Here is a 16,442-nt window from a genome sequence, read left to right on the forward strand (position 1 = left end):
TCATGCCCCGTCGAACTGACATCCATTCGGTTCTCGTCATTGGCTCAGGTCCTATCGTTATCGGTCAGGCATGTGAATTTGACTATTCAGGAACACAAGCATGTCGTGTCCTTAAGGAAGAAGGCTTGCGTGTCGTCTTGTTAAATTCAAATCCGGCGACAATCATGACTGATCCCAGTATGGCTGATGCAACATATGTTGAACCTATTAATACAGAAGTACTGACAGCGATTATTGAAAAAGAACGGCCTGATGCGCTCTTGCCTACCCTTGGTGGGCAAACCGCTTTGAATGCGGCGATTGCTTTAGCTGAGGCTGGGGTTTTAGAAAAATACAATGTGGAGTTGATCGGTGCTTCTATTGAGGCAATTCGCGCTGGTGAAGATCGTGATATTTTCCGTGACATTGTGGAGCGATGTGGGGCCGAGGTAGCGCGTTCATTTATTGCACATTCGATGGAGGAATGTCATCAGGCTGCTGCTGAATTAGGCTACCCACTGGTGGTTCGTCCTTCTTTTACTATGGGAGGTCAAGGATCCGGTTTTGCTTATACTCCGCAAGATCTTGAACGTATTGCTGGTCAAGGTTTAGCTGATTCTTTGACCACTGAGGTACTTCTTGAGGAATCTATTCTCGGGTGGAAAGAGTATGAGCTGGAGCTTATGCGTGATACTGCCGATAACGTGGTGGTGGTGTGTTCCATTGAGAATGTGGATCCTGTGGGTGTGCATACGGGTGATTCCATTACTGTGGCTCCGGCTTTGACGTTAACGGACCGTGAACTTCAGCGTCTGCGTGATATTGGTATTGCGGTGATTCGTGAGGTGGGGGTTGACACGGGTGGATGTAATATTCAGTTTGCTGTGCACCCAGAAACCGGTCGCATCATTGTTATTGAAATGAATCCTCGTGTTTCTAGGTCTTCAGCCTTGGCTTCAAAAGCGACAGGTTTCCCTATTGCAAAAATTGCTGCTCGTCTGGCAACGGGCTACACATTGGATGAAATTCCAAATGATATTACGCAATCAACGCCTGCGTCTTTTGAGCCGACGTTGGATTATGTGGTGGTGAAGGTTCCACGCTTCACATTTGAAAAATTCCCTGACGCTGATCCGACCCTGACAACTTCTATGAAAGCTGTGGGTGAGGCAATGGCGATTGGGCGTAACTACACGGAAGCTTTGCAAAAAGCACTGCGTTCCATTGATAAAGGAAGCGTTCAATTCCACTGGAATGGTCCGGTACCGACTCCCGAGCATACTGCTGAATTGGTGCGTTCGTGTGCGATTCCTACCGAGGGACGTCTTGTTCAGATACAGCAAGCTATTCGTGGTGGTGCCTCTATTGAAGAACTCTATGAGGCAACGAAGATTGATCCGTGGTTTCTTGACCAAATGGTTCTTCTTGACGAAGTGGCGACTCGAATACGTCAGGCAAAGGCTCTTTCACCTGATGTGCTTTTTGAGGCAAAAAGGCATGGTTTCTCTGATGTGCAGATTGCTGAGCTTCGAGGTTTGTCGCAGGCAACTGTTCGTGAGATTCGCACAGCTTTTGGTATTCATCCCGTCTACAAGACAGTAGATACGTGCGCCGGTCAATTCCAAGCCCGTACTCCTTATCATTATTCTTCTTATGATGAGGAAAATGAGGTAGTTTCGCGTGAGCGTGAAGCGGTCATTATTTTAGGTGCAGGACCTAATCGTATTGGTCAAGGAATTGAATTTGATTATTCCTGTGTCCATGCGACGATGGCTTTGCGGGAACGTTTTGACACGATTATGGTGAACTGTAATCCAGAGACTGTGTCAACGGATTACGATATTTCAGATCGTTTGTATTTTGAGCCTTTGACTCTTGAAGATGTTCTTGAGGTATATCGAGCTGAGTGTGTGGCAGGCCCGGTACGTGGTGTGATTGTGCAGTTAGGTGGGCAAACACCTTTGTCTTTGGCGGAAGATTTAGAGGCTGCGGGTGTGCCGATTTTAGGGACAAGTCCGGCATCTATTGCTTTAGCTGAAGATCGTGAGGCTTTCGGTCAGGTTTTGGCTGCGACAGATTGTCCTGCTCCTGCTCATGATGTGGCGCATACACCTGAGCAGGTATTAGCTGTAGCTGAGCGTGTGGGGTATCCGGTGCTCGTGCGCCCAAGTTTTGTTTTGGGTGGGCGTGGCATGGAGATCATCAATGACGTTGCTGCGTTGCGAACGTATCTTGATCGTCCTGATATGCCGACTCTTTTGGAACGTGGTCCTTTGTTGATTGACCGTTTCCTTGATGCTGCAATTGAAATTGATGTGGATGCTCTTTTCGATGGGACGGACCTTTTTATGGGGGCCGTTATGGAGCATATTGAAGAGGCCGGGATTCATTCGGGTGATTCATCGTGCGTATTGCCGCCGATGACTCTTTCTGAACGTGAGATTCAACGAATCACACATTCGACGGAGCAGATTGCGCGAGGCGTGGGTGTGCGTGGTTTGTTGAATATTCAGTTTGCTTTGGTATCCGATACTTTGTATGTCATTGAGGCAAATCCGCGTGCTTCACGTACAGTACCGTTTGCTTCTAAGGCGACGGGTGTGCCTTTGGCTCAAGCTGCGGCACTTATTCAGGTGGGTGAAAGTATCGCGTCTTTGCGTCAGGCCGGTGTGTTGCCGCTTGAGGATGCACGGTATTTACGTGAGGATACGTCAATTTCTGTTAAAGCAGCAGTCATGCCATTTCGTCGTTTCCGTCGTGCTGATGGTTCTGTTGTGGATACTCTTTTGGGACCTGAGATGCGTTCGACGGGTGAGGTGATGGGAATTGATTGGAATTTCCCTGTTGCTTTCGCGAAATCTCAGTCAGCTGCGATTACTGATTTCCCGACGGGTGGGAAAGTGTTTTTGTCGATTGCTGATTCCGATAAACGAGCAATGGTTTTCCCTGCTTTGCGTATGCAGGAATTGGGTTTCACCATTGCAGCTACTCAGGGAACGGCTTCGGTTTTACGTCGTAATGGTATTGCAGCTCAGGTTGTTCGTAAGTCCTCGGAGGGAGCTGGACCTGATGGGGAACCGACGGTGGTGGACCTTATTTCACGAGGTGAATTCGACATTATTGTGAATACTCCTCAGACTTCGTCGCATCGTCATGATGGGTACCGAATACGGACGGCTGCAAGTGCTAATAACAAGATAGTTATTACGACGGTTCAGGCTTTCCATGCTGCTGTTCAAGCAATGGAGGCGCGTACTCGGGGTTCGTATCAGGTGCGTTCGCTGCAGGAATGGGATGAGATTCGTAGGAAAGCGTGATGGGTATGGGTATTTCTTTTGGTGATCGGTTATATGAAGCAATGGGCCTGTATGGTCCAGTGTGTGTGGGTATTGACCCGCATCCGGCTTTGCTGCGTGATTGGGGACTGTCGTGCTCAGCTCAGGGGGTTCGTGATTTTGGACTTCGGCTCGTTGATGCTTTAGGAGGTCACGTTGCTGCTGTGAAACCGCAGGTCGCTTTTTTTGAGGAGTATGGCAGTGCTGGTGTGGCGGCTTTAGAAGATGTGATTGCAGCCTGTCGCGCTACAGGTACTTTATGTATCGTGGATGCGAAGCGGGGTGATATCGGCTCAACAATGATGGGCTATGCTCGCGCGTTTTTGTCTGATGATTCTGCGCTGGCCGGTGATGCAGTGACTTTATCGCCCTATGTGGGGGTGGGGGCTTTGATGCCTGCTTTAGAAATGGCTGGTCAAAGTGGTCGAGGTGTTTTTGTTTTGGGTTTGACATCGAATCCTGAAGGTATGTCTATTCAGCATTGTAAGGATGAGGGTGGAGAATCAGTAGCTGCGAAAGTGATGTCAGAAGTTTCACGCAAGAATATGGACTATGAATTTAATCACAGCGGTCCTTTTGGTGTTGTTGTTGGTGCAACCGTGGGCTCAGCTTTACGGCAGTTTTTAGTTAATTCTTCAGATTTTTCTGGGATTTTTCTTGCTCCAGGGGTGGGCGCTCAAGGAGCTGGATCAGCTGAGGTCAGGGCGGTTTTTGGCAAGATGATTGATCGCGTTTTAATTTCAACATCTCGCGCTGTGTTGAGTGCGGGTCCCTCAAAAGAGGCTCTGTATGAGGCCTATGAAAAAACTCGATCTTCTTTGAGTCTTTAAGTAAAAATCAGCGAATTTTCATCTATTTATTACACAAAACTGGTCTCTTAGTGGCATGCTGTCTGTCATAAGAACCTAGGCAACATTTAGGAGGATCTTATGGCTGCCCTACCAGACTTGACTCCGCAACAGCGGGCTGAAGCGCTCGTAAAGGCAACCGCTGCACGTCGACGTCGAGCAGAGGTAAAAATTGCGCTAAAAAGTCGTCACATGACTTTTTCTGAGGTGCTTGATTTAGCTCAGACTGATGAAGCACTCGCAAAAATGAAAGTGGTAACACTCCTTGAGTCGCTGCCTCGTGTGGGTGTGAATACGGCTGCACAAATCATGACGGAAGTAGGCATTGCCCCTTCGCGTCGTGTCCGTGGATTAGGGTCTGTACAACGCGAAGCTCTTATTGCTCGTTTCGGCTGAAGCCCATAAGTCGTGGGATGATGGGGATATGGCTTCTTCGCAACTTATCGTCCTCGCAGGTCCAACAGCGGTCGGGAAGGGGACAGTGACACGTGCTCTTCTCGACCGTTATCCACAGGTCGTTCTTACCGTTTCTGCGACAACACGCCCTCCTCGCCCCGATGAAATAGATGGTGTTCACTATCATTTCATCTCTGAAGAAGAATTTGATGCCCTCATTGATTCTGGTGGAATGCTGGAATACGCGATTGTTCACGGGCATCATAAATATGGCACCTTACGAGCTCCTGTAGAAGAAGCTTTACGTCAAGGTCGCTGTGTGCTTTTAGAAATAGATCTTGATGGTGCGCGTCAGGTGCGCCGTAGTCAACCGGATGCTTTATGCGTGTTCCTTGCCCCGCCCTCATGGGAAGAATTGGAACGTCGTTTAATTGGACGTGGAACGGAAAGTCCCCAAGAACAAGCGCGACGTTTACAAACTGCTCGTGTGGAAATGGCTGCGCAAGATGAATTCGATGTAACTGTGACCAATGACGACATTGACACAGCGGTATTAGAACTGGCTCACTTGATGGGGCTAGAGTAAAATCAACACCCGTGACTTTTATGTTCCCCGCAAGTCGGGAACACTCACACCTAGGAGGGGCTAAATGTCTGGAATTGTTGCGCAACCACAGGGGATTACTTCTCCGCCAATTGACGATTTACTTGAACATGTTGATTCAAAGTATGCGCTCGTGATTTTTGCCGCTCGACGTGCGCGTCAAATCAATTCCTACAATCAACAACTGGAACAGAATATGATCCAGTTCGTTGGACCGGTTGTTGAAAGTGATCCTCACGAAAAGCCTCTGGCAATCGCCCTACGTGAAATTAATGAGGGCTTATTAGCTCTCGACGTGCAATCACATTCCTGACACAAGGTGTTGCCACTATGTCCGCTACCATTATCCTCGGTGTTGGTGCGGGCATAGCTGCGTATAAAGCCGCGTATATTCTGCGTGAATTTACCCGTGCGGGACATACCGTACATGTGGTCCCGACACCGGCTTCGTTGAAATTTGTCGGTGAAGCGACCTGGAGTTCCCTGAGCCAAAATCCTGTACATACGGGTGTATTTGATACCGGCGACGCCGATCATGTGGAACTTGCGCGACGTGCAGATCTTATCGTCATCGCACCTGCAACAGCTGATCTCATTGCCCGTATTCGACTTGGTCAAGCTGATGATCTGCTGACAACAACAGTTCTTGCATCCTCAGCTCCTGTGCTCCTGGCCCCTGCGATGCACACCGCCATGTGGACTCATCCAGCCACTCAAGACAATATAGCGACCCTGCAACAACGTGGTATTCACATATGCGAACCAGAGGAAGGGCCTCTCGGATCAGGTGACTACGGTAAAGGACGACTGGCGGATCCTCATATAATCGCGGAAAAAGCATTTTCCCTCCTGCAAAAAATCGAGGGTGATAGACGCCGATCTGAACAGCCTCTACAGGGGCGACATATTGTGATCACCGCAGGGGGAACACGTGAACCTATTGATCCAGTGCGCTACATCGGCAATATTTCCACAGGACGTCAAGGCTGTGCCTTCGCACAAGCAGCATTAGATATGGGAGCACAGGTCACGCTCATTGCCTCTCATGTTGCCCCTGATCTTTTACCGACAGGTAAAGCGCTCACACTGATCGCAACATCAACGGCTGCAGATATGGAACGTGAAGTTTTCGCCCACATCCATACAGCTGATGCCCTCATCATGACTGCTGCTGTTGCGGATTTTCGACCACAAAATACTCAATCTGTAAAAATAAAAAAAGATCCTCACACGGATGAAGCGCCACTACTCGCATTGGAACGCACGACAGACATATTAGCCACCGTATGCGCACATCCTGATCGTCCTTCACTTGTTATCGGTTTTGCAGCGGAAACAGGGTCAGCGGCTACCGTTCGACGCTACGGCATTGAAAAAGCACGACGTAAAGGTGCTGACTTTATTGCAGTAAACCGTGTAGGCGAAGGGCATGGATTTGGTGACGTTCCCAATGAGGTATATCTCATGAATGGGGAAGGAAATGAAGTAGCGCATTTTCGCGGAGAAAAGATCTGCGTAGCACGTGACATTCTTACGCATATGATACCCATGCTGGGTACGATAGATCAGTGACTTATCGACGACAGCTTTTTACATCAGAATCTGTGACTGAAGGACATCCAGATAAAGTCTGTGATCGTATTTCTGATGCAATCCTCGACGCTTTACTTACCTCAGATCCGGCTGCCCGTGTTGCGGTTGAAACAATGGCAACAACAGGACTCATACATGTTGCTGGTGAAGTAACCACAGAAAGCTATGTGGAAATACCGCAGATAGTACGAGATGAAATCTGTCGTATCGGATACACCTCATCAAAAGTAGGCTTCGATGGTTCCTCCTGCGGGGTGTCAATATCTATCGGGCAGCAAAGTTTAGATATTGCTGGAGGCGTTAACCATGCCCTTGAAGAACGCGATGAAGGCAGTGAAGAACTCTACGATAAACAAGGGGCTGGCGATCAAGGACTCATGTTTGGATACGCCTGCCAAGACACACCGGATCTGATGCCTGCACCCATTTGGTTAGCACATCGTTTAGCTCAACGACTCGCTGATGTGCGCCACAGTGGTGAAGTTGAAGGCTTACGACCAGATGGTAAAACACAAGTGACGTTGGGATACGAAAATCATCAGCCAGTGAGTGTTGAAACGATTGTTGTATCCACTCAGCATGATGAAAATTTGACACAAAAACATGTGCATGAAGTAGTGAAACGTCATGTTATTGACCCTGTGCTTGAGCAAAGTGGACTGAAGCTTGACACGGCAGATATGAAGATTTTAGTGAACCCATCAGGGCGTTTTGTTATTGGTGGCCCAGCAGGGGATGCCGGATTAACCGGACGGAAAATCATCGTTGACACCTACGGTGGAATGGCCCGTCACGGTGGAGGAGCTTTCTCTGGTAAAGATCCATCGAAAGTTGATCGTTCTGCTGCGTATGCGGCTCGATGGGTAGCAAAAAATATTGTTGCAGCTGGATTGGCTGCGCGTTGCGAAATTCAAGTGGCATATGCAATTGGTCGTGCTCGTCCCGTTGGTTTGTATGTGGATACCTTTGGAACAGGTCTTGTAAGCGATGAGCGGATCACTCAAGCCATTGAACGTGTTTTTGATTTGCGTCCGGCAGCGATGATTGCTGAACTTGACTTGCTACGCCCCATGTATCGGATGACCTCGGCATATGGACATTTTGGACGAGATATCTTCCCATGGGAACAGGTGAATCGTGTGGACGCTTTACAGGCAGAATGTGGCGTGTAAGTATGAACAGCCGTGAGGGAAATTCTCATATGAGTGATACGAATAAGGCATCTTTGGCAGATAGTGACCCTCTAACAGAAGGAAAAACTGATTCAGACCACGCTCCATCGTCGCTAGATCTTGTTCATAGCTTGGAAGGTCGCAGGTGGATTCGTCGTACAGCTACTGAAATGGCTGTCTCTGGCATCGTGGGTTTGTTTGCCTCTTTTGTGCTTTCTATTGAGGCATGGCAGCTTGCGCAAGATTCTTCTACGCGCTTTAGTTGCGATATTTCAGCGGTTTTATCATGTTCTGCGGTTGCGCAGTCTTGGCAAGCTACTTTGCTGGGTTTCCCTAATGCCTTCTTAGGTATTCTTTTTGAAACAGTTGTTCTTGCGGTGTCTGTCGCTCTGATCGCAGGTGTCCGTTTTCCGCGTTGGTACATGCTATGCGTTGAAGCCCTCTACTCGGTGGGTTTGTTCTTTGCTTTGTGGCTTTTTAGTCAGTCATATTTTGTTCTTCATGTCTTATGTCCATGGTGTTTGCTTATCACAGTGACAACGACACTCGTATGGGCAGGACTGACACGTATTAACATTCGTCAAGGTATCGTGCCGGTTCCTGACTTTATTCGTCGCATGGTGCATATGGGTATGGATTGGGCTGTAACAGGATTATTCCTTTTCATCTTGGCAGCTATGGTTTTTGCCCGTTATGGGGTTTACCTATTGATGTGAGGTGTCAGCATAGGGCGTGAGTTTTTAGTGTTCACGTATATGGGTCACCCGTATTGGTATGTGCCGTGCTTCTTGCACGTATGTGTTCGTATGAAAGTGGAGAACGAGTATTTTCGTTTGTATGTGACACCTATAGTCTGCCGCCTTGGGACGCAGATGTAGGTGGTATGTGGTCCAATGGATACCATGATGACATCACAGGTAGCCCTTCCCGGTATGGAGCCTCCACCGGTTGAAGAACAAGAGCTTGCTCACGTCATCGTTGATATTGATGTGCCTCACCTCGATTATCCGCTGGAATACAGCGTGCCACCAGACCTTGTTGAAGATGCGCTCGAAGGTAAGGCTGTGAGGGTATTTCTGGCCGGAAAGAAAAGGGCCGGATGGATTGTTCAGCGTATGCGAGGTATCCCTCAATCATCAACTATTCAACCACTTGAGGAAGTGACCTCGTATCTGCCAATTCTGACAGAATCACTGCACCGATCAGCTCGTGTTATTGCTGATAAACATGTTGCCACTTTGTCGCAAACACTCAGTTTGGCAATACCGAATCGCCATGTAAGGGCCGAAAAAGCAGTACTTCGTCAAAAGCCTCCTGTTTTTTCCACAATAAATACACCTGACGTTGGCATATGGGAAGGCTATGCTGGGGGAGCGGCACTGATACAGCATTTAGCTTCGGGACATTCACCGCGTGCTGTGTGGACGTGCGTGCCAGGGCATCGTGATCGTCAGCTCATATCGTTAATTCAGGCAACCTTGGCTTCGCGGCGATCAATTATTCTCATAGTTCCAACAGGCACGCTGGCTCAAAAACTGCATGATCGTATATCAGAATACATACCAGAATCAATTGGATTACTGACATCGCAAAGCCACGCAGCAGACCGACAGCGTATCTACTGTGAAAGCCTTTTAGGGCATATACGAATTGTTATCGGAACTCGTTCAGCAGTATGGACTCCAATGAAAAATCTTGGAGCAATTATTGTATGGGATGATGGAAATGATCTTTTACGTGAAATCCGTGCTCCGCGAACAGATGCCTTAGAAGTTGCTGTTACTCGCAGCCACATGGAAAACATCGCTTTGATCTGTGCTTCGTGGACGCGCTCTTTACGTGCGCAAGCCCTTGTGCGTTCAGGATGGGCGCGTGACATTGTTGCTGATTTACAGTTACGCCGTCGAACCACTGCGATTATTCGTGTACAAGATGAAAAAGAGATTGAACGTGAAGGACCCGCAGGAAAACATCGTTTACCACCCGCAGCAATGCGTTTAATACATGAGGGACTACAGCAAGGTCCAGTACTTATACACACGCCTTTTAGCGGATATATTCCGATCACTGCGTGTGCGCATTGTCGTCAGCCAGCCCGTTGCCTAGCCTGTTCAGGGCCCGTGGAATATAACGCCTCAGGTCCACCTGCATGTACGTGGTGTGGGCGAGGCGAAGAAAGCTGGCATTGCCGTCACTGTCAGAGCAAGAAGCTGCGTGCTGTGCGTATTGGCTCAGAACGTACCGCTGAGGAACTTGGACGTGCTTTTACAGGTTTTCCGCTCACTGTCTCATCAGCAGAGCGTGAAATCAGTCGGCACATTGACTCCACCCCGCGGATTGTTGTGTCCACACCAGGAAGCGAACCAGAAGCAGAAAATGGCTATGCCGCGGTCCTTATACTTGACGCGCCAGCTATTGCTGGACGTCCAGAACTATGGGCACCAGAAGAAGCTATCCGCCGGTGGACATCTGCGCTTGTGCTTGCTCGGGCAGGGGCACCTGCGTTGATTACTGGGGGACTTGAACCTTCACTTGCACAAAATCTTATCCGCTGGGATTTCGTTGATTTTGCCGACAGGTTACTTGATGAACGTGAAGCCTTAGGATACTTCCCGGCTGCCACAGTTGTCGCACTGGATGGGCAGGCCGCAGATGTGTACGCCATGGCAGATGCATGTGGGGGGGAGATTCTTGGAACAGTTTCCCGTCCCCCTCGCAAAGCAGAACAGCATGCAACGGTTCGTACCCTCGTGCGGTGGCCTAAAGAAACAACTTCTGACGGATTACATACATTAAAAACCCTTCAACAAATGCGTTCTTCGCGGCACCTGCCTTTGGTGAAAATCACCGTGAATCCACCGGAGTTATTCTAAAAGTATTTTCTTTTCTCAGTTTCGACATGGAAAATACACATCTGCTGATATATGTCCTTCCTATGCGGCATATGCCTGAATACACTATGAGCACGTCTCGAACGAAAAACCCGCGTAAAAGCGCTAAAGGAAGCGAAAGACGAGCGTTGATCGCCTGTCTAAAATTCAGGTCTGCTTGCCTATAACGGTACACTGTGGGAGTGCGTATTGTTTTCGCGGGAACTCCCGAAGTAGCCCTTCCAACACTTGAAAATCTTATCGCTTCATCACATGAGGTTATCGCAGTCATTACCCGACCGCCCTCACGTGTGGGGCGAGGACGCGGACTTCACCCCTCACCCGTTGCAGAATATGCTGCACGCGCCGGTATTTCCCTGATTGAAACATCCCATATGAAAGCACCGGAATTTGCGCATCATATGCGCGAGCTACACCCTGACTTAGGTGTTGTCGTTGCCTACGGTGGCCTAGTGCCTTCAGAGGTTTTACAGATCCCGCGCTTTGGTTGGATTAACCTTCATTTTTCAGACCTCCCCCGGTGGCGAGGAGCCGCTCCTGTCCAATGGGCCATCCGCTCAGGGGACACAATGACTGCAAGCTGCGTATTCCAACTGGAAACAGGGCTAGACACCGGTCCTGTTTTCTCACGACAGTACATGCCGATCAGGGGTGAAAATACAGGTGAATTACTTGAAAAAATGTCTTTTACAGGTGCCCAACAAGTACGTGACGTGGTTGATTCTTTAGAAGCAGGAACGGCCATTGCCACACCGCAAAGCAGTGAAGGAATCACGAAAGCACGAATGCTGACACATGAAGACGGTTACGTGGATTTCGCAGATACTGCCGCGCGTATCGACCAATGTATTCGTTCAGTAACACCAAATCCTGGAGCTTGGACTGTGTTGCCTGACGGTCGCAGGATGAAAATTGCCGCAGTCACACTAACTGATATTCCCAGTCCAGGTGTTGGAATTGTACGTGCGACAAAAAATACTCTTGAAGTTGGATGCACAGATACATGCCTGCGAATTGACACAGTAGCACCTGCCGGTAAAGGCTGGATGGACGGAGCAGCATGGGCACGCGGAGCACGACCTGAAGCAGATTTTCGTCTGGGGGAGGCACGATAAAAATGTCCACACGGCCTTATTCACAGGGGTATCGTCCTCGCCAATTAGTTGATCGGCCTCGTCGCATTGCTTATGAAGTGATACGACAGGTACATGAGCAGGGAGCATACGCAAATATTGTGCTTCCTCAAGCCCTGCGTGAAGCCCAGCATGAGGCTGGCTTTGATGGGCGTGATGCGGCTTTTACCTCGGAACTTGTGTACGGAACACTGCGTACTCGCGGCTACCTTGATTGGGTTCTCGAACAGCATATGAATCGGGCGTTGAGCGCTGTAGACTCCGCTGTTGTTGATCTCTTACGTATGGGCGCGTATCAGCTGCTGTACATGCGTGTGCCAGAACATGCGGCGGTTGCAACAAGCGTGGATCTTGCCCGTGAAGTGAGTACTGATGGGCCAGCAAAATTTTGTAATGCGGTTCTTCGTTCTCTTACACGACAAAGCTCAGAAGAACGTGCAGTTGTCCTCGAAAATATCATTGATGAAGATGAACGCCTTGCCATTGAGTACTCACATCCGCAATGGATGGTAAAAGAATTTCGTCGAGCACTTGAAATTCATAGTGGTGCGGCGCATGAGTTAAGGGATCTTTTAGCTGCTGACAATGAAGCGCCGATCGTGACCTTGGTTGCGCGTCCAGGGCTTATTGAAACAGAAGATCTTGCTGATGAAGCCGAAGATTACTTACGTACTCGTGTGGCATTAGGCGACTTAAGCCCATACGCAGTTTTTATTGAGAACGGGGATCCTGCTCGTTTACCGTCAATTCGTTCTGCACATGCAGGAGCACAAGATGAGGGTAGCCAATTGGCTGCTATTATTGCAGCTCAAGCACCTGTCACAGGTTCCGATCAGCGTTGGCTGGACTTATGTGCAGGGCCAGGAGGTAAAACAGCGCTTCTGGCTGCTCTGGGTGCAAAGCGTGGCGCACAGGTGGTAGCAAATGAAGTCCATCCTCATCGTGCGCGTTTAGTGGAGCGTGCTACTCGTGCTCTTGATAATGTGAATGTGCTTTGCGCAGATGGGCGTACTTTAGGAGGCCCAGCAACAGCATGGCCCTTCGGTTTCTTTGATCGTGTTCTGGTAGATGCTCCATGTTCTGGTATGGGATCTATGAGGCGACGACCAGAGTCACGGTGGAGGCGGCAAGAAAGTGACGTGGCTGAGCTTGTGGACTTGCAAAGTGCTTTGCTAGGTCGGGCTGTGCAATTATTGCGTTCAGGCGGTGTTTTGACATATGTGACTTGTTCACCGCATGTTGCTGAGACTGTGCAGCAGGTGCATGCACTTGTTGCTGAGGGAAAGGTCGAGTTATTGGATACTGCTGCGATTGCTCATCAGTATTCATCTCATCCGATTACGGGAATTTCTGAGGGAGAATCACGGCCGCAAGGTATCCAATTATGGGTTCATCGTCATGACACAGATTTGATGTATATTGCCGCTTTACGGAAGCTCTGAAACAGGTAAAATTGCTTTATGACTCATAGCACTATTTCTCCGTCAATTTTGAACTGTGATATTGGTGATCTACGTGGATCACTTGAACGAATTGCACATGCTGACCTTGTTCATGTGGATGTGATGGATAATCATTTTGTTCCAAATTTATCGTGGGGATTACCAATCGTTGAAGCAACGATACAGGCAAATATTTTGCCAGTGGATGCGCATTTGATGATTGAGGATCCTGACCGTTGGGCCCCAGGATATGCTGAAGCTGGTTGTGCTTCTGTTACTTTTCACGCTGAAGCGGTAACAGCTCCTGTGCGTTTAGCGCGTGAGTTGCGGCATTTAGGTGCTCGCGCGGGTTTAGCTTTGCGACCGGCAACGGATATTGCGCCTTTCGTTGATATTTTGCATGAATTTGACATGATCCTCATTATGACGGTGGAGCCGGGTTTCGGCGGTCAATCATTTATTGAGTCGATGATGCCGAAAGTGCGTCGTACACGAGAAGCTATTCGCAGTGCTGAATTACCTGTGAGTATTCAAGTAGATGGCGGAATTTCACGTAAAACTATTGAAATGGCTGCGCAAGCGGGTGCTGATAATTTCGTTGCAGGTTCAGCGGTATTTAACGCAGAAGACGCGTATGCGGAAATTGAGGTTTTGCGCGAATTGGCTTCTCAGCACTGTCACTGAGCGTTTCAAGTAGGTGTGTGCCTGATTCTTTCTTGCGCATATTCGTACAGAACATGGCACAATAGCAGGGTGCTTCGGGGTCGGTGAAAATCCGAGCCGGCGGTGAAAGTCCGCGACCCGCCTACATGGTGGCTGAGTCGGTGAAATTCCGACACCGACGGTGAAAGTCCGGATGGGAGGAGTACGCAGGGCTACATGTGCCTGTATGTGCGTGTAGTCCGATACGTGCGCCCCGTATGCCGGAAAGGAACCGACGGTGGCGCGTTACCGTACAAGGAACAAAATAACGCTGGTGGTAGCTCCTGTTATTTTTGTGTTTCTTGTGCTTGCTGCATGGTGGTTTTTTACTTATTTTTCCGGTGTGGAAGCGTGGCGTTTACCTTCGCCTCAACAAGTTTTTGTACGTGGAACGGATATGCTTACTCACCTGTGGCTATGGCAGCGTGTAGGAGTCACTGCGTATGAAGCTATACTCGGTGCTGTTTTAGGTGCTGTATGTGCTTTACCGCTGAGCTGGATGATTTATCGTTCTGTCGTATTAGCTGCTGCAGTTGAGCCTTTTTTGGGGGCTACACAGGCTTTACCAGCGATCGCTGTGGCACCACTTCTGGTTCTCTGGTTGGGCTATGGGATATGGGCTATTTCTGCGCTTTGTGCCTTGATGGTTTTTTTCCCAATTCTTGTATCCACAGTTTTAGGGCTCCGTCATATTGATCCGCAGGTATTAGAAGCTGCTGAACTTGATGGTGCTTCTGGATGGACATTATTGTGGACAATGGAAGCGCCTCTTGCAGCTCCTGCTATTTTGGCGGGCCTACGTAACGGTTTCACCTTATCTGTTACCGGAGCTGTTGTCGGTGAAATGGTGATGGGTGGGACAGGTCTTGGACAGGTTCTTGTTCAAGCGCGTACAAATGTAGATACAGTCTCTCTTTTTGTGACGATTTTCCTCCTCTGCGCAATGGCAACAGTAATTTACGTTACCGTGCATCGCATTGAACATCGCTATAGGCGTGATGCGCTTTCTTATTCGATGGGTTCACAATGAAAAAACACTCTATCCATTACGCTTTATCTGCTTTTCTTGTAGGGGTGATTCTTCTTGCTGTCACAGCGTGCACAGGGGGGGTACCTTCTACAGAATCTGGTACTCAGCATGTGAAGCCAGCTGTCACGCCTTCAGGTAAAGATGTGATTTTAGGGTTGACTTATGTGCCAAATGTGCAGTTTTCGCCAGTGTATGTTGCTGCTGATAGCCAGGCTTATATGAATGCAGGTGCTCATGTGAGGCTTCGGCATCACGGGGCGGAGGAAGGGCTTTTTACGGCTCTTGTGTCGGGTCATGAAGATATGGTTCTGGCTTCAGGAGATGAAGTTTTGCAAGCGCGTGAAGCTGGAATGGATCTTGTGTCGGTGGGGACCTACTATAGGCGTTCACCGGTGGCTTTTATTGTGCCCGAAGAATCACAGCTTCACGATCTGCGTGATATTGCAGGTAAGCGCGTAGGTATTCCCGGTGAATATGGTTCAAACTGGTTTGCATTGTTGGCAGTACTTGCAGATGTTGGTTTGACTCGTCAGGATGTGGAAATTATTCCGATTGGTTATACGCAGCAATCTGCCCTTGCTCAAGGTCAGGTGGATGTTGTTGTTGGTTTTTCTAATAATGACAAAGTTTTTATGCAACGTTCCGGTATGAATGTGCGCGAGTTACCTGTGGATTTTGCGCGTATCCCATTAGTTTCAGCTTCTTTGGTGACGACAAGTGCGTGGGCGCGTGCTCATCCTGATCTTGTGCGTGCGGTGCTGAATGGAACGCGACAAGGGATACAGCAGGTGATGACCCATCCTGAAGAAGGCATTGAGGCAACTCAGCGTCAAGATCCGTCTTTAAGTAGTGAAGGCTTGCAGACAGCTCGTGAGGTTTTAACGGCTACTCTTCCGCTTTTTATGGGTGACGATGGCTCTGTGTCATTGAAGCAAGATATGGAATTATGGCAGCGTATGGGAGATTTTTTCGCCGAGATTCCAGATATTTTGTCAGGGGCTGTTCATGTGGATCTTGCAGTGACAAATATGTATGTGGAATAAAGGGAAACTCAAGGATATGTGAAGCGTCGTGTCAAAATATGGGACGCGTGCACGTCGTTTCGGACCTTGAGTGCTTATGTGTCGTTTGAGTGCTCATATGCTTCATATACGTGCTGTTATATGCGGAGTACCTCGGATGAGATATGTGTGAATTTCGCAGATTTTTTATGTACCTGCCGCTGTGAACTGCGCTACTTAGAGTATTCATTCGTTGAGCAATTGTTGAAATTTTAGTATCTTCATTCATGCTTAGGAAAGCCTAAGCTAATAAATT

At 48.7% G+C, this 16,442-nt stretch carries 14 protein-coding genes and 1 riboswitch; all 14 genes read left to right on the plus strand.

What is annotated here, in order from left to right:
• Window positions 1–2 precede the first annotated feature (2 nt).
• The 14 genes from carB to LRP54_RS08040 all read left to right on the plus strand — a co-directional run bounded on the left by carB (window position 3) and on the right by LRP54_RS08040 (window position 16,168).
• Window positions 3–3,296 carry a carbamoyl-phosphate synthase large subunit gene (carB, locus tag LRP54_RS07975; RefSeq protein ID WP_231205199.1) on the plus strand — a complete coding sequence of 1,098 codons (3,294 nt, stop codon included), beginning with the start codon at window positions 3–5 and terminating at the stop codon, window positions 3,294–3,296.
• Window positions 3,297–3,301: 5 nt separating this feature from the next.
• Complete coding sequence (gene pyrF / locus LRP54_RS07980) at window positions 3,302–4,144, plus strand: orotidine-5'-phosphate decarboxylase (RefSeq protein ID WP_231235683.1); 843 nt, start codon at window positions 3,302–3,304, stop codon at window positions 4,142–4,144.
• 99 nt (window positions 4,145–4,243) lie between these two features.
• On the plus strand, window positions 4,244–4,558 hold the full coding sequence (gene mihF / locus LRP54_RS07985) for an integration host factor, actinobacterial type (protein ID WP_231205197.1): 315 nt from the start codon (window positions 4,244–4,246) through the stop codon (window positions 4,556–4,558).
• A gap of 28 nt (window positions 4,559–4,586) precedes the next feature.
• Window positions 4,587–5,144, plus strand: a complete 558-nt coding sequence (gene gmk, locus LRP54_RS07990; RefSeq protein ID WP_231235684.1) for a guanylate kinase — start codon at window positions 4,587–4,589, stop codon at window positions 5,142–5,144.
• A 64-nt stretch (window positions 5,145–5,208) separates the two neighbouring features.
• The gene (gene rpoZ, locus LRP54_RS07995; protein ID WP_231205195.1) at window positions 5,209–5,475 is read left to right on the plus strand and encodes a DNA-directed RNA polymerase subunit omega; all 267 of its coding nucleotides are present in this window, start codon (window positions 5,209–5,211) and stop codon (window positions 5,473–5,475) included.
• A 17-nt stretch (window positions 5,476–5,492) separates the two neighbouring features.
• A complete protein-coding gene (coaBC, locus tag LRP54_RS08000; RefSeq protein ID WP_231235685.1) occupies window positions 5,493–6,734 on the plus strand; it encodes a bifunctional phosphopantothenoylcysteine decarboxylase/phosphopantothenate--cysteine ligase CoaBC in 1,242 nt (413 codons plus the stop codon).
• Complete coding sequence (metK, locus tag LRP54_RS08005) at window positions 6,731–7,927, plus strand: methionine adenosyltransferase (RefSeq protein ID WP_231235686.1); 1,197 nt, start codon at window positions 6,731–6,733, stop codon at window positions 7,925–7,927. The genes coaBC and metK overlap by 4 nt, the downstream gene beginning before the upstream one ends.
• A 170-nt stretch (window positions 7,928–8,097) precedes the next feature.
• Window positions 8,098–8,643: a vitamin K epoxide reductase family protein gene (locus LRP54_RS08010; RefSeq protein WP_231205246.1), complete on the plus strand. Its 546-nt coding sequence runs from the start codon at window positions 8,098–8,100 to the stop codon at window positions 8,641–8,643.
• A gap of 177 nt (window positions 8,644–8,820) precedes the next feature.
• Window positions 8,821–10,800, plus strand: a complete 1,980-nt coding sequence (locus LRP54_RS08015) for a primosomal protein N' (protein WP_231235687.1) — start codon at window positions 8,821–8,823, stop codon at window positions 10,798–10,800.
• Window positions 10,801–11,000: 200 nt separating this feature from the next.
• On the plus strand, window positions 11,001–11,933 hold the full coding sequence (gene fmt, locus LRP54_RS08020; RefSeq protein WP_231235688.1) for a methionyl-tRNA formyltransferase: 933 nt from the start codon (window positions 11,001–11,003) through the stop codon (window positions 11,931–11,933).
• Between the two features lie 2 nt (window positions 11,934–11,935).
• Entirely contained in the window at window positions 11,936–13,393 is a 1,458-nt protein-coding gene (locus LRP54_RS08025; protein ID WP_231235689.1) for a transcription antitermination factor NusB, read from the plus strand.
• An 18-nt stretch (window positions 13,394–13,411) separates the two neighbouring features.
• Window positions 13,412–14,077 (plus strand): ribulose-phosphate 3-epimerase, encoded by a 666-nt coding sequence (gene rpe, locus LRP54_RS08030; RefSeq protein ID WP_231205189.1) that lies wholly within the window; start codon window positions 13,412–13,414, stop codon window positions 14,075–14,077.
• Window positions 14,078–14,143: 66 nt separating this feature from the next.
• A riboswitch (FMN riboswitch) is annotated at window positions 14,144–14,265 on the plus strand.
• 68 nt (window positions 14,266–14,333) lie between these two features.
• Window positions 14,334–15,125: an ABC transporter permease gene (locus LRP54_RS08035; protein WP_231235690.1), complete on the plus strand. Its 792-nt coding sequence runs from the start codon at window positions 14,334–14,336 to the stop codon at window positions 15,123–15,125.
• Window positions 15,122–16,168, plus strand: a complete 1,047-nt coding sequence (locus LRP54_RS08040) for an ABC transporter substrate-binding protein (protein WP_231235692.1) — start codon at window positions 15,122–15,124, stop codon at window positions 16,166–16,168. Before LRP54_RS08035 ends, LRP54_RS08040 begins: the two co-directional genes overlap by 4 nt.
• Window positions 16,169–16,442: the final 274 nt, after the last annotated feature.

It is taken from the genome of Schaalia sp. lx-100 (assembly GCF_021083625.1).
Lineage (GTDB): Bacteria > Actinomycetota > Actinomycetes > Actinomycetales > Actinomycetaceae > Pauljensenia.